The sequence below is a fragment of the Halochromatium roseum genome (assembly GCF_016653315.1).
Taxonomy (GTDB): Bacteria; Pseudomonadota; Gammaproteobacteria; order Chromatiales; family Chromatiaceae; genus Lamprobacter; species Lamprobacter roseus.
In genome coordinates, this window is the sequence record NZ_NHSH01000057.1 from 102,403 (window position 1) to 125,161 (window position 22,759).

General features: G+C 61.6%; 24 protein-coding genes and 1 tRNA gene. 17 read left to right on the forward strand and 8 right to left on the reverse strand.

Annotation, left to right across the window (positions count from 1 at the left end):
- Nucleotides 1–197: 197 nt before the first annotated feature.
- From CCR96_RS11975 to CCR96_RS12005, 7 genes are all read left to right on the forward strand, one after another.
- The gene (locus CCR96_RS11975) at nt 198–464 is read left to right on the forward strand and encodes a FeoA family protein (RefSeq protein ID WP_201220351.1); all 267 of its coding nucleotides are present in this window, start codon (nt 198–200) and stop codon (nt 462–464) included.
- Nucleotides 461–2,980 (forward strand): ferrous iron transport protein B, encoded by a 2,520-nt coding sequence (gene feoB, locus CCR96_RS11980; protein ID WP_201220352.1) that lies wholly within the window; start codon nt 461–463, stop codon nt 2,978–2,980. The genes CCR96_RS11975 and feoB overlap by 4 nt, the downstream gene beginning before the upstream one ends.
- A gap of 133 nt (nt 2,981–3,113) precedes the next feature.
- On the forward strand, nt 3,114–3,455 hold the full coding sequence (locus CCR96_RS11985; RefSeq protein ID WP_201220353.1) for a hypothetical protein: 342 nt from the start codon (nt 3,114–3,116) through the stop codon (nt 3,453–3,455).
- A complete protein-coding gene (locus CCR96_RS11990; protein ID WP_201220354.1) occupies nt 3,452–4,336 on the forward strand; it encodes an ABC transporter ATP-binding protein in 885 nt (294 codons plus the stop codon). Before CCR96_RS11985 ends, CCR96_RS11990 begins: the two co-directional genes overlap by 4 nt.
- A gap of 27 nt (nt 4,337–4,363) precedes the next feature.
- A complete protein-coding gene (locus CCR96_RS11995; RefSeq protein ID WP_201220355.1) occupies nt 4,364–5,029 on the forward strand; it encodes a hypothetical protein in 666 nt (221 codons plus the stop codon).
- A 17-nt stretch (nt 5,030–5,046) separates the two neighbouring features.
- On the forward strand, nt 5,047–6,363 hold the full coding sequence (locus CCR96_RS12000; RefSeq protein ID WP_201220356.1) for a DUF4857 domain-containing protein: 1,317 nt from the start codon (nt 5,047–5,049) through the stop codon (nt 6,361–6,363).
- Nucleotides 6,364–6,375: 12 nt separating this feature from the next.
- Entirely contained in the window at nt 6,376–7,065 is a 690-nt protein-coding gene (locus CCR96_RS12005) for a hypothetical protein (protein WP_201220357.1), read from the forward strand.
- Nucleotides 7,066–7,326: 261 nt separating this feature from the next.
- Here CCR96_RS12005 and CCR96_RS12010 read toward each other — a convergent pair whose 3' ends face one another.
- From CCR96_RS12010 to CCR96_RS12020, 3 genes are all read right to left on the reverse strand, one after another.
- A complete protein-coding gene (locus tag CCR96_RS12010) occupies nt 7,327–7,986 on the reverse strand; it encodes a potassium channel family protein (protein ID WP_201220358.1) in 660 nt (219 codons plus the stop codon).
- Complete coding sequence (locus tag CCR96_RS12015) at nt 7,986–9,410, reverse strand: TrkH family potassium uptake protein (protein ID WP_242519041.1); 1,425 nt, start codon at nt 9,408–9,410, stop codon at nt 7,986–7,988. The genes CCR96_RS12010 and CCR96_RS12015 overlap by 1 nt, the downstream gene beginning before the upstream one ends.
- 104 nt (nt 9,411–9,514) lie before the next feature.
- A complete protein-coding gene (locus CCR96_RS12020) occupies nt 9,515–10,654 on the reverse strand; it encodes a glycerate kinase family protein (RefSeq protein ID WP_201220360.1) in 1,140 nt (379 codons plus the stop codon).
- A 175-nt stretch (nt 10,655–10,829) separates the two neighbouring features.
- Between CCR96_RS12020 and CCR96_RS12025 the strand changes: the two genes are divergently transcribed.
- The 4 genes from CCR96_RS12025 to CCR96_RS12040 all read left to right on the forward strand — a co-directional run bounded on the left by CCR96_RS12025 (nt 10,830) and on the right by CCR96_RS12040 (nt 13,213).
- Complete coding sequence (locus CCR96_RS12025) at nt 10,830–11,618, forward strand: proteasome-type protease (RefSeq protein WP_201220361.1); 789 nt, start codon at nt 10,830–10,832, stop codon at nt 11,616–11,618.
- A gap of 63 nt (nt 11,619–11,681) precedes the next feature.
- A complete protein-coding gene (locus CCR96_RS12030; protein ID WP_201220362.1) occupies nt 11,682–12,005 on the forward strand; it encodes a hypothetical protein in 324 nt (107 codons plus the stop codon).
- A gap of 127 nt (nt 12,006–12,132) precedes the next feature.
- Complete coding sequence (locus tag CCR96_RS12035; RefSeq protein ID WP_201220363.1) at nt 12,133–12,825, forward strand: P-loop NTPase family protein; 693 nt, start codon at nt 12,133–12,135, stop codon at nt 12,823–12,825.
- Nucleotides 12,826–12,901: 76 nt separating this feature from the next.
- Nucleotides 12,902–13,213: a hypothetical protein gene (locus tag CCR96_RS12040; protein WP_201220364.1), complete on the forward strand. Its 312-nt coding sequence runs from the start codon at nt 12,902–12,904 to the stop codon at nt 13,211–13,213.
- A 349-nt stretch (nt 13,214–13,562) separates the two neighbouring features.
- On the opposite strand, the gene CCR96_RS12045 is transcribed toward CCR96_RS12040, so the two are convergent.
- A tRNA-Arg gene (locus CCR96_RS12045) sits at nt 13,563–13,639 on the reverse strand.
- Between the two features lie 197 nt (nt 13,640–13,836).
- On the opposite strand from CCR96_RS12045, the gene CCR96_RS12050 reads away from it, so the two are divergent.
- From CCR96_RS12050 to CCR96_RS12070, 5 genes are all read left to right on the forward strand, one after another.
- Nucleotides 13,837–14,193 carry a hypothetical protein gene (locus CCR96_RS12050; protein WP_201220365.1) on the forward strand — a complete coding sequence of 119 codons (357 nt, stop codon included), beginning with the start codon at nt 13,837–13,839 and terminating at the stop codon, nt 14,191–14,193.
- Nucleotides 14,194–14,249: 56 nt separating this feature from the next.
- Nucleotides 14,250–15,077, forward strand: a complete 828-nt coding sequence (gene mazG, locus CCR96_RS12055; protein WP_201220366.1) for a nucleoside triphosphate pyrophosphohydrolase — start codon at nt 14,250–14,252, stop codon at nt 15,075–15,077.
- Between the two features lie 122 nt (nt 15,078–15,199).
- Complete coding sequence (locus tag CCR96_RS12060) at nt 15,200–16,054, forward strand: DUF4743 domain-containing protein (RefSeq protein ID WP_201220367.1); 855 nt, start codon at nt 15,200–15,202, stop codon at nt 16,052–16,054.
- 63 nt (nt 16,055–16,117) lie between these two features.
- Nucleotides 16,118–17,347, forward strand: a complete 1,230-nt coding sequence (gene ispG / locus CCR96_RS12065) for a flavodoxin-dependent (E)-4-hydroxy-3-methylbut-2-enyl-diphosphate synthase (RefSeq protein WP_201220368.1) — start codon at nt 16,118–16,120, stop codon at nt 17,345–17,347.
- 103 nt (nt 17,348–17,450) lie between these two features.
- Nucleotides 17,451–17,960 (forward strand): GlcG/HbpS family heme-binding protein, encoded by a 510-nt coding sequence (locus tag CCR96_RS12070; protein WP_201220369.1) that lies wholly within the window; start codon nt 17,451–17,453, stop codon nt 17,958–17,960.
- A gap of 76 nt (nt 17,961–18,036) precedes the next feature.
- Here the strand turns inward: CCR96_RS12070 and CCR96_RS12075 are convergent, their stop codons facing one another.
- The 4 genes from CCR96_RS12075 to CCR96_RS12090 all read right to left on the reverse strand — a co-directional run bounded on the left by CCR96_RS12075 (nt 18,037) and on the right by CCR96_RS12090 (nt 21,754).
- Complete coding sequence (locus tag CCR96_RS12075; RefSeq protein WP_201220370.1) at nt 18,037–18,558, reverse strand: DUF302 domain-containing protein; 522 nt, start codon at nt 18,556–18,558, stop codon at nt 18,037–18,039.
- A 48-nt stretch (nt 18,559–18,606) separates the two neighbouring features.
- The gene (locus tag CCR96_RS12080) at nt 18,607–19,311 is read right to left on the reverse strand and encodes a c-type cytochrome (RefSeq protein WP_201220371.1); all 705 of its coding nucleotides are present in this window, start codon (nt 19,309–19,311) and stop codon (nt 18,607–18,609) included.
- Nucleotides 19,312–19,580: 269 nt separating this feature from the next.
- Nucleotides 19,581–20,861, reverse strand: coding sequence for a protoporphyrinogen/coproporphyrinogen oxidase (locus CCR96_RS12085; protein WP_201220372.1), 1,281 nt, complete (start codon nt 20,859–20,861; stop codon nt 19,581–19,583).
- Between the two features lie 149 nt (nt 20,862–21,010).
- Nucleotides 21,011–21,754, reverse strand: a complete 744-nt coding sequence (locus CCR96_RS12090) for a ferredoxin--NADP reductase (RefSeq protein WP_201220373.1) — start codon at nt 21,752–21,754, stop codon at nt 21,011–21,013.
- A gap of 254 nt (nt 21,755–22,008) precedes the next feature.
- Here CCR96_RS12090 and CCR96_RS12095 point away from each other — a divergent pair, with 254 nt between their 5' ends.
- Nucleotides 22,009–22,551: a glutathione peroxidase gene (locus tag CCR96_RS12095; protein ID WP_201220374.1), complete on the forward strand. Its 543-nt coding sequence runs from the start codon at nt 22,009–22,011 to the stop codon at nt 22,549–22,551.
- Nucleotides 22,552–22,759: the final 208 nt, after the last annotated feature.

Genomic DNA, 22,759 nt, shown 5'->3' on the forward strand with positions numbered 1-22,759 from the left:
TCCGTGTCTGGACGTTTCACCACAAGCCTAGCGCTGTTTTTTTCACATGTAAATAAAAAACGATCGCATTTGCGTTTGTTTTGTTGTCTGGATTATTATTAGCTCTCCAGTGGATGAACCTAAGCCTGATGGGGCTCCCATCAGTCCCAATCCTGAAGCGTCGCCCATCGATGGACGACCCCCTGAGAGCGTCAGCGATGTCCAAGATGCCCGAGCGCGGCGGCGCGCAAACCCTGAACGACATTCGCCCCGGCGGGCGCGTGCGCATCCACCGGCACCATGCCGAGGCTGCGGTTCGCCAACGCCTGCTGGACCTGGGCCTGATGCCGAATGTGGTGGTGACGGTGGTGCGCAGCGCACCCTTGAACGATCCGATTGAGCTCAAGCTCGAGGCCTCGAGCATCACCCTGCGACGCCATGAAGCCATCACCATCGAGGTGACTAGCGAGGACAGTGAATCATGAGCAAGCGCGATGGGGTCCTGGTCGCCCTGGCAGGCCAGCAGAACGCCGGCAAATCGACCCTATTCAATGTGTTGACCGGAGCGCGTCAGCATGTGGCCAACTATCCGGGCGTCACCGTCGACAAGAAGTACGGTCAGTACCGCGATGCGGTTGGCAGCGTCTATACCGTCGATCTCCCAGGCACCTACAGCCTGACCTCGTTCTCGCTCGAGGAGCGGGTCGCGCGCGAGTTCCTGCTTGGTGACCGACCGGACGTCACAGTCAACGTGGTCGATGCCTCCAATCTGCGCCGTTCCCTGCATCTGACCCTGCAGATCCTGGAGATGGAGCTGCCCTCGGTGCTGGCCTTGAACATGATGGATGTGGCCGAGGGGCGTGGTCTCCAGATCGATCAGTCGTTGCTGTCTGAGCGGCTGCAACTGCCGGTGGTGGCTACTGTTGGCCGCAAAGGGCAGGGGCGCGAGGCATTGCGCGAGGCGGTGCGTGCCGAGGCGTCTCGGCAGGTCGAGACCCCGACACCGCCGCCGGTGCTGGTCGATTATGGGCCGCTCGAGCCGATCATCGCCCAGGTCCAACAACGCCTGGCGCGGTTCAAGGCGATTGCCGATCTGCCACAACGCTGGCTCGCGCTCGAGCTGCTCGAGGGTGACAGCCAAGCGGTCAGCATCCTGGTCGAGCGGCTCGGGGAAGCGGCGGCACGACCGCTGCGCGAGGCCATTGGCAGCTTGATCGCCGAGTTCGAGCAGCAGCAGGACATGGAGATCAGCGATTACGTCGTCGGCTGCCGGGATCGGGCCGTCGAGCGCCTGCTCGATGGCGTCTTGAGCGGCGGCGAGCAAGGCCGTAAGACCCTGACCGAGCGGGTCGATCGGGTCGTGCTCAATCGCTGGCTGGCACCGGGTTTCCTGCTGCTGACCGTGTTCGCGATCTATCAGGTCTCGATCGTCTGGGGCTATGAGCTGACCAACGTCACCTGGCCTTACCTCGCCAAGGGCCGCGAGCTGATCGCTGGGCTGCTACCGAGCGCACATTTCCTGGTCGATCCCTATGTGCGCTCGCTCGGGCTCTGGCTGGTCGATTCGGCCAACACCCTGCTCAACTATGTGCCGATCTTCATCATCCTCTTCGCCTGCATCGCCATCGTCGAGGACTCGGGCTACATGGCCCGCATTGCCTTCATCCTCGATAAGGTGCTGCATCGCTTCGGCCTGCACGGGCAGAGCACGCTGCCGTTGATCCTCGGCGGCGTCTTTGCCGGTGGCTGTGCCGTGCCCGGCGTGATGGCCACCAAGGGCATCCCGGACAATCGCGCGCGCATGGCGACCATCTTCACCGTGCCGTTCATGAACTGCCTGGCCAAGGTGCCACTCTACACGCTACTGCTCGGCATCTTCTTCGTCGAGCACAAGTCGTTGATGATGTTCTACATCTCGACCATGACCATCGTCTTCGCGCTGCTCGTGGCGAAACTGCTGACCAAGACCGTGCTCAGCGGCCAGGAGACCTCGCCGTTCGTGATGGAGCTGCCGCACTATCATCTGCCGACCTTCAACGGTGTTGCCCGACGGGCGATCGAGCGCACCTGGCAGTACATCAAGAAGGTCGGCACCGTAGTGCTAGCGGTTGCGGTGGTGGTGTTCGTGCTACTGCATCTGCCGGGCCTGCCAGAGGCGCGCAAGGCGCATTTCCAGCAGGAGGCCGAGGCCGCCATCGAGCGCTTCGAGCAGGCGCTGGCTGGTAACCCTTATCGCGAGATCGCCACCGGCGCCAACCTGGTGCCGCTCATCAATTATTACAGCGACTACAAGCGCGCCAAGCTGAACGCAACGGGCGCCGAGGCCTCGCAGCGTGTCACCGAGCGCTTCCAGGCGCGCAATGCCGACTTCTATCCGCTCGTGATACGCGGCGGCGATCGTGACGCGAAACAGGCGAGTCGCGCGCTGCGCACCCTGGCGCGCGAGCGCCAGAAGCTGCGTCTGCAGATGCGCGAGGAGCGCATCACGCACTCGATCCTCGGCACCATCGGCCGCGGCATGGAGCCGATCACCCAGTTCGCCGGCTTCGATTGGAAGATCAATGTCGCGCTGCTGGCGTCCTTTGCCGCCCGTGAGAGTAGTGTCGCGACCCTGGGGGTGCTGTTCCAGCAAGGCGATGACGAGAACCAGACGCTCGAGGAGCGCATGGGGCAGGAGACCCGAGAGGGTGGCGCCACCGCATTGCTGGCGGTGTCGATGATCCTGTTCTTCGCCCTGTATCCGCCCTGCCTGGCCACCACCATGATGGTCAAGGTGCAGACCGGTTCCTACAAATGGATGGCATTCTCGATCATCTTCCCCACCATCCTTGGACTAGCGGTCTCGAGCGCGGTCTACAGTATTGGCATGGCAGTGGGCGCCACCGGGATCGAAGCCATGTCGGCGGTCTATTGGAGCGCCTTCGTGCTGCTGCTGATCGTCGGCCTGTTCAGTGATCGTCAGGCGAGCCGGCTGCTGCGGCAGCGCTTCTCGGAAGGTTAAGGTGAATCTCACGCAATTGATCTGCTGGGGGTGGGCGGCGCCATGAGCGTTAGGAATCTGGCCCTAACCACAAGCAAGCGCGTGGCTTCGAGTACGCCACGCCGTCTTGAGTTGACCGCAGAGGGGATGAGCGATGGCCGAGCCTGACCAAGGATCGCAAACACACACAGCGTCGCCAGACAGCCTGGTCTCGCAGGCCGAGAGTGCGCGCAAGGATGAGCCTCTAGTGCAAACCTCGTCGCCATTGACGCTGGTCGATGCCGGAATCATTGCGCTGATCCTGGGTGTGGCGCTCTGGTATCTCTACCGGCAGTTCTGGCGCAAGCGCGGCGCTTGCGGTGGCTGCGCCAAGGGGGCAGGCGGCGGTTGCGCGGTCGCGCGCACGGTTGCCAACGCCTCGGCCTCGGCGCCATCGCCGCGCTCGCCCCAGGTGCATCCTGTCTCGGTCGATGCCGAGCACAAGCGATCCAAATGACGGCCGCAATCCAGGTCGAGCGGCTCGCGCACCGCTATGGGCGGCGCCCCATCTACTCGGATCTGAGCTTCAGCGTCCCGCAAGGCAAGGTCGTCGCCTTGCTCGGCAAGAACGGTGTTGGCAAGACCACCCTGATTCGGCTGCTGATGGGTTTCATGCGCCCGAGCGCGGGTTGCTGTCAAGTGCTCGGCGAGCCCTCGCATGCGCTCTCACCGGCGACACGGGCGCGCATCGGGCTCTTGCTCGAGGGCCATCTGACCTATGACCTGATGACCATCGCGCAGATCGAGCGCTTCTATCGGCCGTTCTATCCGCGCTGGCGCCGAGAGCTGTACTTCGATCTGGTCGATCGGCTCGGGCTGCCCCATGGCCATCGGATCGGCAACATGTCCTGCGGACAACGCTCGCAGGTGGTACTGGGGCTGATCTTCGCCCAGGACCCGGACCTGATGATCCTCGACGACTATTCGATGGGGCTCGATGCGGGCTATCGGCGGCTATTCCTGGACTATCTGCGGCGCTTCCTCGATGAGGGCGGCAAGACCCTGTTCGTCACCTCGCATGTGGTGCAGGATATGGAATCGCTGGTCGATGAGCTGATCTTCCTGCAGCGGGGTGGGGCGCTGCGACAGCTGCCACTGGTCGATTTTCGGCGCGATTTCCGTTGCTTCGGTTTCCAAGTCGATGGCGGCTCAGCACCACAGCCGGACGCCCTGATCGAGAACGTCGACCTGCATGGCCGCGAGCCTGTTCTCTATAGCTTCGCCGACCGCGAGCCGCTCGAGGCGCACCTGGCAACCCATTGGCCGCAGGTCCGACTTGGCGATGAGCAGCCGCTGTCGCTCGAGGATGCGTTCATCGGCCTGACCGGGAAGTATTGAGAGGAGCGATCGGCGATGCGAGCGGCCATGCTGTCGGCAATCTTTTTGAAGGAATGGCTCAAGGTGCGCTGGGTCTGGCTCGGGCTGTTGGTGCTGCATCTGGGGATGCTGTTGTATTTGTTGCTCGCCATCCGCCATCAGTTCCGGGTCGAGCACTCGGAGATGATCTGGTATTGGGCCTTCGAGCTGCGCCGGCTGTTGTATGCGCCGATCCAATACCTGCCGCTGCTCACCGGGGTGCTGATCGCCATCGCGCAGTTCGGCCCGGAGATGCTCGGCGGGCGCTTTCGCCTGTCCCTTCACCTGCCGCTGCGTGCTGACCTGCTGGTCTGGAGCTGGGTCGGCTTCGGGGCGCTGATGGGCGCCTTGCTGGCGCTGTTGGATGCCGTCGCCCTGTATTGGATCATCGCCGGCTGGTTTCCCCATGAGGCCGCCGTCAGCGCCCTGCTCACGGCCTTGCCCTGGCTGCTGGGCGGCTGGATCGGCTATTTCGGCGCGACCCTAGCGCTGTTGGAGCCAGCCGCGCCGCGCCGACTGATCTATCTGGGGCTGAGCGCGGCCTTCCTGGCCTTGCTCTATCAACACCGCGGCTATCAGGAATACGACCAGGTGTTGCCGGTGCTGATCGCGCTCGCGCTGCTGTTCATCCCGGCAGTGATCCTGCCCGCCCACCGCTATCGCCACCAGCGCTGACCCGGAGCTGACCGACCATGACTGCCAGGATTGCCCGCTGGTCCTTGCTGCTGCTGACCATCGTCCTGCTCGCGCTCTGGTGGCCCTTGCTCAAGGAACTGCTGTTCGAGTACCGCTACGGCAAGACCGACCTGTTCTACAGCCCGGTGATCGAGCGCTTCGTCTACAAGGAGCTGCTCGGCGAGGGCCATGCGTTCATCTATCGCGACCAGGACGCCAACGATTACGACCGCCAGACCTTTGAGACCCTGATCCCGTTCATCTACTACAAGAACATGGAGCTGTGGGGCAAGCTGCCGTTGCAGCTCGCTGGCCAGAGCTTCGATAAGGCCCAGATCCAGGCCGAGCGTCAGGTGCTGGAGCTGAAACCGGGTGAGCTGCCGGGGCATGCCCCGCGCATCCAGCTGTTCCCGCTGCTCGAGGCCAATCCCGGCCGCGCCCGGCTGCGCTTTCCGGAGGACATCCTGCGTCCCAGCGAGCAGCTGACCTTCATCAACAGTGATCACAACCGGATCGACCCCGAGCTGACCACGCGCTTCACTGAGGCGCTGAGCGAGGCTGGCTTCGTCTGGCCGGTGCAGGCGACCTTCGGCCGGGTCTCGATCCTGAAGGCGTTCGATGCCGGTTTCTTCCTGCTCGATCGCGCCGGCCAGCTGTTCCAGCTTCGTCGCGTCGACGGCCTGCCCGAGATCACGCCGGTGCCATTGCCCGAGGGGCTTGAGGTGCGTCATGTCAAGGTGGCCGAGAACAAGCGCGGCGACTCTCTTGGTCTGATCCTGGGCGAGGACGGTCGACTCTTCCTGCTCGGTCAGGCTGATGGCCGTCGGACCGCAGCTGGGCTGACCCCGCTTGCGCTTCCGGGCTACGATGCGGAGACCATGGCGCTGAAGATCCTGTTCAATCCGCTGCATCGAACCGCGATCTACGCCAACCAACGCCAGATCAAGGCCGTCGCCATGAATCGAGCCTTCGAGCCGATCGCGCGCTATGAGCGCCGCATGGCCATGGGCGAGCCGCGCCTCGTCGATCGGGTCTGGCAGGCCTTGGTACCGTTTAGCCTGGATCTGCGCGATCCGAACGGGCGCTATCTGCGGCTCAGCCTGGATGTTCATGCCCTCGCAGCGCTGCCGGCCAGTGCTGTTGCGCTCCTGCTTGCTTGGCTGCTGCTCTGGCGGCGTGGCTTGCGCTTTCTTGCCATGACACCGAGCTTGCTGCTGGTAGCCTTCACCGGCGTCTATGGACTGATTGCCGTCGGGCTGATTCCGCCCGAGCCGTCGGATCGGGCCGGCGCCGGTGATCTGGGACGGACGGCGCTGGAGCCAGGCGCCACCTGAGCGACAGGGCGCTTGCAGATATCAGCGCTGCTCAATCACCTGCTGCCGTTTCGCCGAGCACCGGCGCGCGCCTCAGCGCGCCCGCCGGTGCTGCTGGTGATCGGCGCCCACCGCGAAGAGCTGAGCTTTGGCGAGGCCGTTGCCGCCCAGCTCGACCGCCAGCGCCTCGACCTGCTGCGCATCCCGGTCGGGATCTCGGGGCAGCGGCCCGGTCCGGATGCGCTTGAGGAGTATCGCCAGCGCCATGCCGAGCTCTATCGGCAGATCCTGGAGCATGTTCAGCCAGCGCAGCGGGTCCTGATCGATCTGCATACCGGCTTCGACGAGCGCCTGTGCTCGGCCGATGTGCTCTGTGGCGAACCGGCGCTGCTGCGCTGCATCGAGCAGCAGGCGTCGCAGCCAGGGGCACCGAGCGGCGGTGGCATGCGCGCAGTGCGGCTGGTGGCGTCCGATCGCGATGCCGTGCTCAGTCCTGGAGAATGCCCGCGGGCCGAATCCTGGCCCTGGGTCAGCCCTGTGCTGCCAGAGGCGATTTGGAACCGTCGGCGCCCACTCTATGTTGGGATTGAGGTCTATCTGGCCTCGTCATCCTATGCCTTATCCTCCCGTGGAACCGCAGCTGAGGTGCGCTTGGCCGCGGCCGTGATCGAGGCCGTCAGTGATTGTGCGCTGTCGGTGCAGCGTGCGATGGAGCCGGGCTGAGTCTCAGAATCATTCCGTCGAGACTCCATCACATGGCCATTCTTTCCCCCCTGCAGGCGCGCAATCCGCGTTTGGTGCTTCAGCTCCAAGGCATCCACCGAATCAAGGTTCTTCTTCCAGGCCTCGAATAACCGGTCGTCCTGCCGCGAGAGCCAGAACCCGCAGTCGCCGTAGCACTGGCCACCATCGGCGAGGCATAGAGGACAACGGCAATGGCAGGAGCTTGCGAACCTAAGCTTGCGAACCTACCAGAGCCGGAGGTCAGGCGCCGTTCGATGGTCCGCCCCAGCGACGATGCAGCTTGTCGAGCTGTTCGTGGGCGCAAATGACGATGACCTCATCGCCTGGCTTGATGCGGCGGGTCTCTTCGGGCAGGCGAAAGCGCTCGCCGCGGTAGAGACAGACGATGCGCGTGCGCTCGGGTAGGTCCAGATCCTGAACTGATCCGGCGTCGTCGTCGCCGACGGTGAAGCTGAACACCGCCGCGTCGTCGCGAATCACCGACGATAGCTCCAAGGATTTCTCGCCGACCAGCAGGGCGCGCAGATGGCTGGCCACGGCCTGGTTCGGCAGCACGGCATCCTCGAGTCCAAGCTCGTCTGTGATGTGCTGGAACTGACGCTCGTTGACCCGCGGCACGACGCGTGAGAAGCCGAGCGAGCGCCCGATGAGCGCCGCCAAGATGTTGGTCTGGTCTGACTCGAGCAGGCAGAACAGCACATCGGTGTTTTCGGGCTCGGCGTCTCGCAGCACTACCGGCGACGTGCCGTCACCGTGTACGAAGCCGGCATCCAGTCGCTCTGAGAGCGCGTCAATGCGCTCGCGCTCGCGCTCGACGATGATGACCTCATGCCCGTCACCGAGCAGCAGCTCGGCGGTGGCCACGGTGAGGGAATTGCTGCCGATGAATGCCGTTCGCATTAGAGCTTGCGCCTCCGCGCGATCCAGGTGGGTGGGTAGAACAGCACGAGCATGGCCAGGATCTCGACGCGCCCAAACAGCATGTCGCCAATGAGTACGGCCTTGAGCGTCGGCTCCAGGTCTGTCCCGGTGAGCCCCGTTGAGAGTCCGGCGTTGGCGATCGCGGAGACCACCTCGAACAGGCTTGGCAGCGGCGCGTAACCGTAGACTAGGAACAGTAGCCAGGAGAGCAGCAGCACGGCGAGCCAGAGACTCAGGAGCTGCAGCGCACCGGTGATCATGTCCGGCTGCAGGATGTGGCCATCGACGCGCGCGTGCAGCACGGCTCGCTCACCGATTGCGGTGCGTCGCAGGGCGAGCTGCACCAGCCGCAATAGCACCAGGAGTCGCACCAGTTTCAGTCCGCCCGCGGCGGAACCGGTGCAGCCGCCGATCGTCATCGATAGCACCAGCACGAGCTGGGCCGCTGGCGACAACGCCGTCAACTCCAGGGTGCTAAAGCCGGTGGTCGTTTGCGCCGAGACACCAAGCGCGACGCTGTGACCGAGCGCGCTCTGCCAGTCCATCTCAGGTTCCAGATCCTGCTGCCAAATCCAGAGCAACATCAGCAGCAGCGTCGTGAGCAGTGTCGCGGCCAGCAACGCGCGGACCTCCTCATCACGCCAGAGCACACTGAGCCCTTGCGATGGTATCCGAGCGTAGAGCGGGAGCGTCACGGCCGACAACAGGCAAACAGTCGTTAGCACCGCGACAGCGGCAACAGGCAGCGGTGCGAGGCTTGCGTCTGCCGGCGCGAAGCCACCGGTAGCGACCGATGCGAGCGTATAGAGCAGCGCATCGAAAGGGTCGGTCCCAGCGGCCCAGACCGCCGCCAGCGCCAACCCGCTGAGCAGGACATAGACAATGAACACCGTTCGCGCATGCTGGCGTGCGCTGGCGTTAGAAAGCCGCTCACCGCTGGTCTCGATCAGCCTCCGGGCGCTGGCGTGGTGCCGCATGATGAGCGCCACGGTCAGCACCGCGATGCCGAGCCCGCCGTACCACTGCATCCAGGCGCGGAGAAAGAGCAGGGCAGGGTCGATCTCCTCGACACCGCGCAGGACCGTGAGACCTGTAGTGGTGACCGCAGACGCGGTTTCCAGCAGCGCATCGAGCGGCCTGATGCCAGCCGCCATCATGGGCCAGACCATGCTCGCTGCTGCCAGCAGAAAGGCGAGCGCCGTGACCGCCAACGCCTCGTTCCACTGCAGGTCGATCCGCTGGAGGTCGACACCGGGCAACCGCAGCAAGAGCAATCCGAGCGCACACAAGGCCAATGCGACCAACCCGAGCCGCTGGCATAGCGGTACGCTGCCGAGTCCAAGCGCTACCCCTGCCGGCAGCAGCGTCAGCAAACCCAACATCATCATCAGTTGCGCGAGCATCGCTGCCACCACCCGAGCTCGGGCGGCATGCATGAGAGTTTGGACGGCGTGCTCGGTCATGTTTGCTGACCTGAACGGCCCGATGACGGAGGAATGTGTTAAGTCTAGTCGTCCGAGCCGCTGAGGTAGCAGCGCAGCACCTGCTCCGTGGTTGCCGCAAGCAGTGACGGACCTCGAGCCATGGCCTGCTCGAGGGTCATCGGGCCAGGGCAGAGGCTGAATACGGCATCGATGCCAATCTGATGAAGTGCAGCGATACGCTCGCCGATGCTGCCAGCGATGGCGATGCAGGGGATGCCATGCGCTTTGGCACACTCCGCCACCCCGGCCGGGGCCTTGCCGAAGGCGGTCTGAAAATCAATTTGGCCCTCGCCGGTGATCACCAGATCGGCTCCTGCAAGCTGTGTATCTAAGTCGAGGAGGTCGAGCACTAGGTCCACGCCTCGGCGAAGCTCCGCGCCGAGGAAGGCGTACAGTCCGGCGCCCAAACCGCCGGCTGCGCCGGCGCCGGCCAGGTCCCTGACCTCGTGACCCAAGTCGGCGGCGATGCGATCAGCCAGATGGGACAGGCCGGCGTCCAGAGCGCTGACCTGCTCGGGCGTTGCCCCCTTTTGAGGGCCGTAAACGGCCGCAGCGCCGGTGGGGCCGACCAACGGGTTGTCGACGTCGCAAACGGCCTCGCAGCTCACCTCGGCCAGGCGCGGATCGAGCCCGCTGGCGTCAATGCGGCGGATCTGCCCCAGCGATCCGCCCACCGGTGCCACCGTCTCACCGTCAACATCGAGAAAACGCACTCCGAGGGCGGCGGCCATGCCGATACCGCCATCGATGGTAGCGCTGCCGCCGATGCCGACCACGATGCGCTGAGCCCCCAGGTCCAGGGCGGCACGGATCAGCTCGCCGGTACCATAGGTCGTGGTGCGCATTGGATCACGGTGTTCGGGGGCGAGCAGGGCCAGACCGCTGGCAACAGCCATCTCTACCACCACCAGCCCCAGGGCCGGGACATGGCATAAGGTGGCCTGGACGGGCTCATGCAAGGGGCCATGCACGCTGAAGACTCGCGCTTCGCCATGCAAGGCATCGATCAGGATCTCTGCGAGACCATCGCCGCCGTCCGCAACCGGGATCTTGCAGACCTCCGCTGCCGGGTAGGCGGCGCGAACCCCTTTTTCCATGGCCAGCGCGGCCTGCATGGCGGACATGCTGCCTTTGAAGGCATTGGGTGCCAAGACGAGCTTCATCGGATCATCCGCAGTTGCAGAATAGGATAACAATCATAGATGATCGATCGCCGCCTGAGAGGATGGTCCAGTCAGGATGTTCCGGAGCGGCTGCCGGGCTGGAACCACTTCGGCAAGCCAGAATGGACTCGATTCTCGCCGCCGGCATCTTCGAGACGATAGAGATCGTACCAACATGACCTACTGCCTTGGACTCGTCGTCAACGCTGGCTTGGTGCTCGCCTCCGACTCCCGCACCAATGCGGGCATCGATTATGTGACCAGTGTCAGCAAGCTGCATGTGTTCCAGCCGGCGCCAGACCGACTGTTCGTCTTGCTCTCCGCCGGCAACCTTGCCTCGACGCAGGAGGTGCTGAACCTCATCCGCCGCGATCTGGATCAGCCGCCGTCTGGGCTCAGTCTGATGTCAGCGAGTTATCTATTCGAGGCCGCTGATTATGTGGGGAGGGTCAACCTTACAGTGCAGTGCGACCGTGGGCCCGCGCTCGCCGCGCATGGCGTCAGTGCAGAGACGACGCTGATCCTGGGTGGCCAGATCGCCGGGCAGCCACCGGGTCTGTTCCTGATCTACCCGCAGGGCAACTACTTTGCTGCTTCTCCCGAGACGCCCTATCTGCAGATCGGCGAGAACAAGTACGGCAAGCCCGCGCTAGACCGCATTGCCCGACCGGAGCTGTCACTGGAGGATGCCGCGCGTCTTTGTCTGGTTTCACTCGACGGTACCTCCCGTTCTAACGTTACCGTTGGCCCACCCTTCGAGGTCGCGATCTATCCCAGAGATAGCCTGGCGCTGAGCTACCGGCTCAAATTGCCGCAGGATTCGCCGCTACTTGCCCAGATGTCCCAGAGCTGGAACGCGGGTCTACGCAAGGCCTTTGAACAACTGCCGCGGTTCGATTGGGAGGCGCCATCAACAGCGGACATGCCGGCATTGCAGGCCGGCGCAATGGCGGCAAGCCCTTGATGCGAAAATGACCTGAAAAATGATGACTTGGACTAATGACTTGGCCTCTTGGTGAGTGTCGGTATGGCTAGAAAACACGACGAGTTTACGTTCCTCGATGTCTTGTACAGGGTGTGTGATGCCCTCTGCGAGGGGGAGAGGCGTGAGTTCACCCGCGACAACGGCGTCACCCGCTTTCGTCGCGACAAGGACAACGTCTTCTTCGTTGAAGGCCCCTTTGTCGCCGTCAGCTTGAATCTTCCGAGTGTGCGGGTTTCGATGAATGGGATTTCCGATCAGAATGGAAAGCCGCTAGAGGTCGATAAAGACGACATTGCCGGATTGACCGGAAGACTCATCAACCTGGATTACGAAATGGTACAAGCCAAGGTTCTCCCCCGGGCTTGATTCGTGGGTGACCTACCGCTGAACCTGTTAGTGGGTTAGTGGATTAGTGGGAGGCTCCACACCGAGCTCGGCGCGGGGTCGTTCGAGCCACTTTGTCTTCATCATCATTAGCGACGGGGTAGACGGCATGAGTCAGATCCATTTCATTGGCGGCGAAAAGGGCGGGGTAGGCAAGTCGGTCCTGTCCCGGCTGCTGGCCCAGTATTATATCGACCAAGATCTGTCTTTTCGCGCCTTCGACACGGACCGCTCACATGGTGCAATGCTGCGGTTCTACGCAGGCTACACCACGCCTATCGCACTAGACGACTTCTCCAATGCTGACCAGCTCATGGAGGCCGCGCTGGAACAAGACCAGAACGTGCTTGTGGACTTGGCTGCCCAGACCTCCCGACCCCTGTTCCAGTGGATGGATGAGAATGACCTGCTCGGGTTGGCAACAGAGCAGGGTATTGGCGTCATCCTCTGGCACGTAATGGACGACGGCGTCGACAGTATCGGGCTGCTAGAACAGTTATTCGAGCAATTTCCAAGCGGCGCCCGCTATGTGGTGGTCAAGAACCTAGGCCGCGGCAAGGACTTCTCCAACTTCGAGGCTTCGCGAGCACGCGAAAGCGCGACGGCGCTGGCTGCCCCCGTCATCGAGCTGCCCGAGCTACACGCCGCCACGATGCGCAAGGTTGACCACGGCAACCTGAGCTTCTGGGCCGCGGCCAACAACACGGAGGCTGGGCTCGGGCTGATGGACCGCCAGCGGGTCAAGGTCTGGATGCGCAAGACCTATCGGCAGTTCGACGCCATCGCTGAGTCTCTCGCCTAAAGCGGGCTACATTACGCGAAATAACGATGTCCACCACAATGGTTGGCAGTGTTTAACTGGACTGGAGGTAAAAGTAATGGAATTGAATCTGGACCGCGAGAAGTTTGATGAGCATCAGGCCATATTCATCACTGAGATTGTTGAAAAAATCAGAATAAAGGTACAAGAGGCGGGCTTGCGGGGAGAGTCTTTAGAGGCGCTTACAGCGAACATCGCTTTTAGTATCGCCAGCACTATCGATGACACCTCACTAATAGAACGTGACGGTATTGAGGTAAAGCCCTATTTGACGTTCCGCACAAGTGAAAACGAACTCCTTCATTGCGGCGAAAATGCGTACACTTATGAGTTTGTTCCGGGCGTCTTACGATCGCTATTTGAAGGCTAAAGATGTGCCACTAACTTGCCGATTTGCACAAGCATCAACGGCAGAAACGGTATCGGCACCAGTGTTGTCGTTGTTGCCGCCCTCGGCAGCACTCGCATCAAAATCGCCAGACTTGGCTTGGTTACCGAGCTCGGCATTGCCGCGCTATTGTTCGCAGAGTGGCTCCCTACACCGCTCTCAATTCTGCTCTCGGTGCCGCGCTGCCTGATCGATACAGGCGACGGTCTGGATGCTGACTGACATGCAGGCACGCCCGGCCGGGCAGGCTGTGGCCTTGGATAAACTTGGTCTTCCGCTGGAAAATGAAAAAAGGCCTAGCATCTGGTGGATGCTAAGCCTTTGATTTTTATGGCGCGCCCGGAAGGATTCGAACCTCCGACCACCTGGTTCGTAGCCAGGTACTCTATCCAGCTGAGCTACGGGCGCGATGAGCAGATAATTATGTTTACTGCGCGCGGAGATGTCAAGCATTTGTTGTAGGTTGATCAGCGCAGTCCTGATTTCCTGATTGTTGCTCGGACCACAGTTTGGCCTTGCATCCTGTATCCTTGACAAGTTTTAGAAGAGCGGCGCTTGAAGGCGCTCGCTTGAGAATGACCTAGAAAACGGCTTGGAGGGTTCTGATGCGTCTGGTGTTGATCGCCCTCGCGGGTCTCTGGGCCGTGGGAGCACTGGTTACCTTTTTGCAGACGCGCGATCGGCCGACCGATGCGAAGCTGAGCGCTGCCTATTTGGTGGGCTGGCCGGCGCTGTTGGTGCTGATGTATATCAATCAGCCGGTGCCCTTGTGGGTCTCTGTCCCGGTCTTCTTTGGCTTTATCCCTTGGTTCTTGGCTGGGCCGCACCTCTGGGGCATCTTGAAGGAGCCGAGTCGGATCAAGCCAGGCGAGGTTGTCGGTATCCCGCTCGGCTACTGGAAGTGGGGTGGGCTCGCCGCGGTGCTGTTGGGCATCCTGTTCGATGTCCTCGTCCGCCCTTGAGCCAAGCAACGCGAAGCCGATCGCCGCGCGCGACCATTGAGTTTTAAGACAGTCTTATGAGCAATCCCCCGAACAATCAGCCACCCCAGGACATCCGCAGGATTGAGGCGCTGCTGCAAATCGTTGCGCGCTTGCGCGACCCTGAGCACGGCTGCCCTTGGGATCTCAAGCAGACCATGCGCAGCATCCTGCCGTTCACACTCGAGGAGGCCTATGAGGTCGCCGAGGCGATTGAGAACGACGATATGCCGGAGCTGCGCGAGGAACTGGGTGATCTGCTGTTCCAGGTGGCGATCTATTCGCGCATGGCCGAGGAGCAGGACGCCTTCAGCTTCGAGGATGTCATCGAGGCGATCTGCGACAAGATGATCCGTCGCCATCCGCATGTGTTCGGCGATGTGCGTGTCGAGTCCGAGGCCGAAGTGCGGGCGAACTGGGAGCGCATGAAGGCGGACGAGCGTGAGGCCAAGCACGAGCGTCCTCACATTAGCGTGCTCGATGGCGTCGCGCAAGCGCTGCCGGCCTTGGTGCGCGCCGAGAAGCTGCAGAAGCGCGCTGCAAACGTTGGATTCGATCTCGACGACCTTGATCATGTGGTCAAGAAGATCCGGGAAGAGCTTGAGGAATGCGAGGAGACCTTCGCCGAGCACGCCGATCCGACTGAGCGCGTGCACGAGGTCGGTGACCTGCTGTTCTCCTGCGTTAATCTCGCTCGCCACCTGGGCGTCGATGCCGAGCAGGCGCTGCGTGCGGCCAACCATCGTTTCGAACGGCGCTTTCAGCGCATCGAGGTCTGCCTACGCGCCGCTGGGCAGGTGCCAGCGCACTCTCAACGTGCCGAGATGGATCGGCTGTGGGAGATCATCAAGAACGAACAACATTGAACGCCGACAGTGCACAGTCGTTTCGGCCCAGACCAGGCTCAGATCTGTCTCAGGCTTGCCTCAAATTTCCTCTGGCGCCGGTTCCTTGGAGACGATTGAGAGGCTGATGAGGTGATCTTCCGATGAGCTTTCTCGCGCGCATCAACGAGTGCAATCGCTGGGCGCCCGGCGATTACATGCCCTTCATCGTCGACGGCGAACGGCTCGGCATGGCGCGCATTGAGTTTGCCAGAGCCCTTTGCGAGCTGGACGACCAGGCGTTCGCCCTAGAGAGCGCTGGGCTGCGCTGGGCGGGCGCGCCGAGCGGTTTTGATGCGCGGACCGACGCGATGCACGCGCTTTGCGACGAGCTGATCGCGCGCGGACTAATCAGCCATCAACATGGCGAGCAGTATCCGGTCACAGCCGGCCGTCGTGAGGATGCGCGGTTCCTGATTGATCGCGCCTGTGCCCCTTACTTCGGCGTCCGCGCCTTCGGGCAGCATATCAATGGCTTTGTCCGTCGCCCAGCGGGGATCATGATGTGGATTGCTCGGCGCTCAGCGGACCGCCGCGTCTACCCAAATCGCCTCGATAATATGGTGGCCGGCGGCCTGCCTTGGGGCATCGCGCTGCGTGATAACCTGCGCAAGGAGTGCGCAGAAGAGGCGGGGATGTCCGCTGAGCTTGCCGATCGCGCCATCGCGGTTGGGGCCATTACCTATTGTCGAGCCTCCAAACGCGGCCTCAAGCCAGACGTGATGTATTGCTACGATCTGGAGCTGCCCGCAGAGTTTGAGCCATGCTGCCAAGATGGCGAGGTGGCCGGCTTCGAGCTGCTGCCGATCGAGCAGGTGGCTGAGATCGTCCGCGACACCGACGCGTTCAAGCTCAACTGCAATCTGGTCATCATCGATTTCCTCGTGCGCCATGGCGTGCTAACCCCCGAACATCCCGACTATCTGGAGATCGTCCAACGGCTGCGCTCGCTGGCCTGATGGCGGCAGGAGCTCCAGCCCATCCCTTCGTCTCCGGCAACACTCTTGAGTCTTGAGGGCACTATGAGCATTCAGTTTGGCATTCCGCGTCGGCAATCGGTTCAGGTCATGATCGGCGGGCTTGCGGTCGGCGGCGACGCGCCGGTGCGCGTGCAGTCGATGACCAACACCGATACCGCCGATATCGAGTCCACCGTGGCCCAATGCGCCGAGCTGGCCCGCGCCGGCTCTGAGTTCGTGCGCATCACGGTCAACAACGAGACCGCTGCGGCCGCGGTGCCACGGATTCGTGATCGCCTTGAGGCGATGGGCTCGCCGGTGCCATTGATCGGTGATTTTCACTTCAATGGACACCGCTTGCTGACCGACTATCCGGCCTGTGCCGAGGCGCTCGCTAAGTATCGGATCAACCCCGGCAATGTCGGCCGTGGCGAGAAGCGTGATACCCAGTTCGCGACCATGATCGAGATCGCCTGCCGCTACGATCGGCCTGTGCGCATCGGCGTCAACTGGGGCAGCCTTGACCCGGAGCTGATCGCGCGGATGATGGATGCGAATGCGCGCTCCGAGAATCCCCGTTCTGCTGAGGAGGTGATGCGCGAGGCAATGGTTGAATCCGCGGTGGGCAGTGCGCTGCGTGCCGAGGAACTCGGACTTGGCCGCGACCACATCATCCTCTCTTGCAAGATGAGTGGCGTGCAGGATCTGATCGCGGTCTACCGAATGCTCGCCGCGCGCAGCGACCACGCACTGCATCTCGGCTTGACCGAGGCAGGCATGGGATCGAAAGGTATCGTCGCCTCAACGGCAGCGCTGTCGGTGATCCTGCAGGAGGGGATTGGCGATACCATCCGCGTCTCCTTGACTCCGGCTCCAGGCGAATCTCGCACCCGCGAGGTGGTGGTGGCACAGGAGATCCTACAGACCATGGGAATGCGCTCGTTTGCCCCCATGGTTACCGCGTGCCCGGGATGCGGTCGGACCACGAGCACCGTGTTTCAGGAGCTGGCCGAAGATATTCAGGGCTATCTGCGTGATCAGATGCCGATCTGGCGCGAGACCTATCCTGGGGTCGAGACCTTGCAGGTGGCCGTGATGGGCTGCGTGGTCAACGGCCCCGGCGAAAGCAAGCATGCCAACATCGGCATCAGCCTGCCGGGTACGGGTGAGCAACCCTCAGCGCCGGTCTACATCGATGGCGAGAAGGTCACCACGCTGAAAGGGCCGGATATCGCTGAACGCTTTAAGACGATGGTGAACGAGTACATCAGCGAGCGTTTCGGGGCTCGATAATCTCGTCGGCTAAGCAGCTCCCGACCCGTTATCCATGGTGCATGTCCATGGTGCATGTCCATGGCGCACGACCACCAAGACGTTAACTGCGGAGAGACGATTAATGAAGAAAACGGTACTGGCCGCCTCAACCCTTGCCATCGCACTGGCGGGGAGCTTATCGACCAGCGTTGCGTTTGCGGCTGATGATCCGATGATGGTATCGGTGAAACGCCTGTCTCTGACGACGGCACAGCAGATCGCTCAGGCCACCATCGACGCCTGCCGTGAGAAGGGGATTCAGATCGGTGTTACCGTCGTCGACCGCGACGGCGTCATCCAGGCCCAGCTGCGCGATACCATCGCCTCACCAATCACCGTTCCGATCAGCTATAAGAAGGCCTATACCGCCGCCAACTTCAATGCCGCGACCTCGGCACTCGAGCCGCGCGCAGACACCGCTGTTGGGCGCCAAGACTTCTTGGTCATGTCGGCCGGTGGGCTGCCAATCCAGGTCAGCGGTGCCTTGATCGGCGGCGTCGGTGTGAGTGGTGCACCTGCCGGCGAGACCGACGAGGAATGCGCACAGGCCGGCGTGGATGCGGTTCAGGATGATCTTGAAATGGCGATGTAGCAGACTCGCAGATTACTGCGCTGGGCCGACCAACAGGTCGGCCCACAATCACCCGATCAGTGCGCGGCTCGCAATGTTAGAAATTGCCGGTTGCCCCGGCGGTGATGATCGAGAGCATCTCGCCGTTGATGGTGATCGCAATCGCCTGCAGCTCCGCTGGGAGTTCGTAGGCGTTGATGATCATGTCGAGATTAAGCATCTCGAGCCAATGGCGCCCATCATTATCCTCGATCAGTGCAATCGAGCAGGGCATGTAGGCGGCGTAGATGGTGTTGAATCGCACCATCTTGATGGCATCTTCGGGCCGACAGAACTGGAAGATCTCCAGCCTCGGCGACTCGAGGCCGCGCGCTTCGAGCTCGGCGCCGACGTTTTGATGGCCGACCAGTTTCATATTCAGCTCGACCGCCTTGGAATTCATCGCGTCGATGGCGTCGTCTGGACTCACTCCATCCGCAAGACCGATCTTCAGCACTGTTTGACCAATCTCGTACATATTGACTTCAGGCGCATTAGCAACCTCAGAGGCCAAGACGATCGGCAGCGAGAATGGTAACAGACACAACAATGCGGCCGAAGCAAGGGTGCGTTTGAGCATGGGCAGAACTCCTTGGGTGTTCATCCGCGAGCGCTGAAGCAGCTCGGGTTAATCGTCGTTATCGTTGTCATCATCGTCATCGTCGCCGCCGCCGAGATCATCATCGAGCGATGCGACGAAGGCGAGGATGTCGAGCAGTTCGTCCTCCTCGTAGGCAGCGAAGGTCTCGTCTTCAGGGTCATCGGCGTGGATGCGCTCGCCGTTCTTGAACAGGGCGATCTGGCGCAAGAGATATTCGTAGTACTGACCTCGCAGCGGCGGCGAATCCTTGCGTGATTTGCCCTGAGCCTTGCGTCCATGACAGCTCTTGCAATCGTATTTGTAGAGCTTCCGACCCGAGCGGGCGCTTCCTTCTTCCGGCCCCGGCACATCAAGCTCGATATCGAGATCGGAGATATAACCAGCCAGGTCCATCAGGTCTCGGTCATTTGCCGTCTTCAGACCACCAACCACGAGCATGGCGTCGTAGCCGCGCGCACCGGTCTGGTAGTCGCGCAGCGCGTTCACCAGGTAATACTCGGGGAGCCCAGCAAGCCGCGGGTATTTGCCGCCCAGGATGCCCTGGCCGCGTTGACCGTGACAGAGCGCACATTGGCGAAACATTACCTCGCCAGCGGCGAGGTCTGGCTCATAGTCGTCTAGGGCCTCGTTGCGGGCCTCGTTATCGTCAGCGGCCTGCGCCGGCAAGGTCATTGCCATCAAGGCCAGTGGAACCGCAACTAGCGCGGCGAGAAGCGAACGCGTCAGCGACATCGAAACTTGCTCCGTTCTCTCTTTGGTAGGGCTTCGCCTGGGCGAAGCTTGAGAAGGTCTCGTGCGTGAATAGGTCGAGCCTTCATCGTTGTTTTCGGCACGACTAACATAGGCGATTGCTTGGGGTGCTGCAACCGCGTTCATAACCATGAAATGCGTATTGGATAAACCGCTCAGTCTGCACCGATTGGGATCGACACCGGCAATCCGGTGCCGTCGATGGCGATGGTGCGGGCCTACGCTGATCGGCGCTGAGTGATCGATCTCGCTCAAGCGCGATCGTCATGTAACTGGCGCGCGACAGCCTCGCCGACGCGCCGACCGCTGCTCAGCGCCCAATGGATCGATGGCGGCGCAGTAAGCTCACCACAGACCCAAACCTGCTCAGCAACTGGCTGCACGGTGTCAGATGTGCTTGCTGCAGTGACAGGCGGAGCCTGCACCGGGAGCGCGTCGTCGATGCGATAAATCGCGAGTCGGCACCAATCCTCAACCGCATTGCCGAACCAGGAACGCAACTGCTGCTGAACCAATGGCGCCAGCTGCTCAGGAGCGCGCTCATGCCCAAAGCAGTTGACGCTTACCAAGGCCTGTCCGGGCGGTGCATAGGCTGGCGCGAGGTTGCTCGGGCAGAGCAGGCTGTTGATGGGGCCTTGGCCGTTGCCGTCAAGCACCAGATAAGGGCCATCAATTGGCGCCACCGGCGCCGCGAAGTAGAAGCAGGTCGTGCCGCGCGTCGGTGGTGCCGGTCGGCCGAGCAGGCGGGCGGACTCTCGCCCTTGAGTGGCCAGGATGACGGCCTTGGCAGGGCAGAGCGAACCATCGCTGAGGACAACCCCAGCCCCATTCCCTGCAGCCCGATCGGACGCGATCAGGCGCTCGACCTTGCGCCCCAGCTCGATGGTCTCTGGGGGAAGCCGCTGCGCAAGCTGCAGCGGTATCTGCGCCATCCCCTCAGCCGGTAGCGCAGTGTCGCCGAGCGCAAAGGCGCGAAACACAAACTCGAAGGTCCGGCTCGAGACATTCAACGCTGGCTCGAAGAAGACGCCGGCAAAGAACGGCTTAAAGAAGCGCTGAATGATGCGCTCTGAGAATCCAAGCTCACGCAGCAGCGTGAGCGCTGAGGTTTCGGGTCGGCCGTAAAGGGCCTCGAGATCGCCGCGGATGGCTCGTTGGCGCAGGCGCAGCAAACGTAGCTTGTCGGTCAGATGACCGACCGGGGATAGCAGCATCTCAGGCAAGCGCTCTGGATGCCGCCAAATGTCGCTCACGCGATGGAAGCGATTGCCGATGCGTACCTGGGCGCCGGGATAGAACGAGCGCAGGTCGAGTGCAGCATAATCGAGCTGCCGTTGCGCCTCCGGATACCAGGTCTGCAAGACCTGAAAGCCGCGATCGAGTTTGAAACCCTCGACCTGGTCGGTCGCGATACGACCGCCGATGCGGTCGCTGGCCTCTAGGAGGCGGTAGCTGATCTTGGACTCATGCAGTGCGCGCGCACAGGCCAAGCCGCTTAATCCTGCGCCGATAATGATGACATCCGCGTTCAAGTAATTCTCCAATAGAAGCTTTGCCTGAGCAGGCTTGGCTTGAGCATGTTTGGCCTCCGCATGCTTGGTATGCATCTGATGCAGATGATGACTGTGCGGCGCGCGGGCTCGACGTCAGTGCAGGCTGACCAGGAGTGAGTGATCAGGAGTTAGTGATACTGCTCGGTGGTGTAGTGGCCGGGCTCGGTGCGCTTATGTCGATGCAGTCCATGCGCCTCGAGCCAAGCGCGGACATCCTTGATCATCTCTGAGTTTCCACAAAGCATCAGATGGCTATCGTTGGTCGTGATCTTGGCGCCTGCCGCATCCTCGAGTACGCCATTTTCGAGCAGATTCGTGATCCGGCCTTGCAGGGCAGTCTCGCTTGAATCGCGGGTGAGTGCCGTGATGAAGGTGAAGGCATCTTCGTGTTTGGCTTGCAGCTCAGCGATGGTTTCGCCATAGGCCAACTCGCCGGTGTTGCGCGCTCCATGCACGAGGATGATCCGCTCAAAGCGCTCCCAAGGCTCGGCGGTCTTCAGGATCGAGAGGAATACGCCCAACGCGGTTCCCGTCGCCAACATCCACAGATCTCGACGCGAGACCACGTTGTCCATCGTGAACACACCGCTGGCCTTTGCCGAGATCCAGATCCGATCGCCGATCTCGAGATCCGAGAGCTTGGGTGTTAGTGGCCCTTCTGGCACCTCGTTGAAATAGATTTCCAACGGTTGTTCTTGCGGTGCGTTGACCAGCGAGTAGGGCCGCCCGACGCGCTCACCGTCGACATCAAGCGCAACCTTGATGTACTGCCCGGCTTGGAAGTCTGTGAGCGGTGCGTCGATCTGCAGGCTGTAGAGTGCCTGCGACCAATGCCGCTTGCCCGAAATTCTCCCTTCGATCCAATCAACCATCGATCTTTACCTCAATAACTTGGTTAATTTGCTTAGGTGGCTCCGGAACACCCTTTTCAAACCCTGAACAACGAATGTTCAGCGATAGATTGCTGGTACAAAGACCTCGCAAACCGAGCTTTCAGTGTTGATTTTCTGCTAAACCCTATCGAGGTCAGGTGTTTGGGCGCTAGTGCTCGACCAGTTGTGTTCGCAGATCGGCATCCCATTTTAGGGTTGTCTAGACTTTGCACAATCATAAACGAGGCCGATCTATGCGACTTCTGGCTCTACTCGCCGTATTAGGAGGCTTGACCATGACGACCAACGCGACTGCTAACTGCGGCCCAGCACTCGATTTCGAACTGCGGCGTCTCGCGGGTGATGAATCCGTGAGGCTCTGCGATGCCTACCAAGGCAAAGTGGTGCTGATGGTCAATACCGCTAGCAAGTGTGGATTCACCGGTCAGTACGAGGGGCTCGAGGCACTCTACGACAAGTACAAGGAGCGCGGACTGGTGGTGCTGGGCTTCCCCTCCAATGACTTTGGCAACCAAGAACCCGGCAGCGAGGAGCAGATCCAGCAATTCTGCCGACTGACCTACTCGGTCGAGTTCCCGATGTTCGAGAAGATCCACGTCAAAAAAGGCAAGGCTGATCCGCTTTATCAGTACCTTGCAGCCCAAACTGGAGCCTACCCGAAATGGAATTTCTACAAGTATCTGATCGATCGGGATGGAAATGTTGTCGACTACTTCTCCAGTATCACATCACCTGATAGCAAGAAGTTCATAGCGGCAATCGAGAAACTGCTCTAAGCAGTTGACCTGATCATGGCAGGATTCGATGCTCTGAGGGCGGCTCGAGACCTGGTCCGCAGCCGCCAGATGCTGGCACCCAATGATGCGAACTACCGCTGGCCTGACATTTCCTGCCTGAAGTGCATTCCCGGATTGCCCGATCGGACAGAACCCCTGAAAATGGCGACCAGATCGACGGCACAGCCGTCAGCGTTAAGAGGTCGAC